Raw genomic sequence first — 1,133 nt, forward strand, 5'->3', positions numbered from 1 at the left:
TCAGCACCGATTGCGTGTTCGAAGGAACACGCGGCGGCTACACGGAGGAGGATGCGCCGGACGGAACCTCTGTCTACGCCATTACGAAGGCGCTCGGCGAGGTTCGCAATTTCGGCCATCTGACGATCCGCACATCGATTATCGGACCGGAAATCCGTAAAGAGGGCATCGGGCTCATGGAATGGTTCCTGGCCCAGTCCGGCAAGGTTCCCGGCTACCGCCGTGTCATGTGGAACGGAGTGACAACACTGGAGCTGGCCAGAGCCATCGATTGTATGCTGGATTCGGAGGTGTCTGGCTTGATTCACCTGGCCCACCCTCAGCCGGTCAGCAAATACGAGCTGCTCATAATGATTCAGGAGGCCTTTCACAAGACTGACGCCGAGATTGTTCCCGATGACCAGCATGTGCAGGATCGTACCTTGCTCACCACGCGCAGAGATGCGGTCTTTCATCTGCCTTCCTACTCTGAGATGCTCACCGAACTGGCGGAATGGATACAGCAAAGCCGGCGATATTCATGACCGGCAGAAGGCTGCTGATTACCGGCGCCGGCGGCTTTACGGGCCGCCATGCCGCTGCTTATTTTGCGGCGGAAGGAGCGGAGGTAACCGCCGTGCTGCGGACAGCGGTCCCCGGCGAATCTCGGGAATTACTTTTTCCGGAAGACGTTAGGACGTATGTTTGCGATTTGAACGACGGCGAAGCCGTGAAGAAGATGATAGAGGATACCGCTCCGGGTGAAGTGCTTCATCTGGCGGGGAGAAATTCCGTACCGGAGTCGTGGCGGAGCCCGGCTCAATATCTGGAAACGAATGTAATGGCGGCGGTGTACCTGCTTGACGCGCTGCGCTCCCGCAATGAAGTCCGTCTGCTGGTGGCGGGATCGCGGCTGAAGTTCAATCCGGGAGCCGGAGAGCCGCCGCCGCATCCATATAGCCTTAGCAAGACGCTGGAAGAACTCGTGTCCTTGTCCTGGGGAACGCTGTTCCGGCAGCAGGTGCTGATCGCAGAGCCCTGCAACCTGATCGGGCCTGGGCCTTCCACGGGCTTCTGCTCACTGCTGGCCGGACACATCGCCCGGAGCGAGCAGGGAAGCGTCCAGCCGCCGTTCCGGCTGTCTTCCCGGCAGG

Annotated in this window: 2 protein-coding genes; both read left to right on the forward strand. The window is 59.8% G+C overall.

Going from position 1 to position 1,133, the window contains the following annotated elements; translation table 11 throughout:
• On the forward strand, nt 1-524 hold a 524-nt coding region (locus L691_RS0103815; protein ID WP_025688877.1), incomplete at its 5' end, for a sugar nucleotide-binding protein.
• The coding region (locus tag L691_RS0103820; RefSeq protein WP_025688878.1) for an NAD-dependent epimerase/dehydratase family protein at nt 521-1,133 on the forward strand (613 nt) is incomplete at its 3' end. The genes L691_RS0103815 and L691_RS0103820, both read left to right, overlap by 4 nt.

The sequence above is a fragment of the Paenibacillus zanthoxyli JH29 genome (assembly GCF_000520715.1).
Lineage (GTDB): Bacteria > Bacillota > Bacilli > Paenibacillales > Paenibacillaceae > Paenibacillus_AQ > Paenibacillus_AQ zanthoxyli.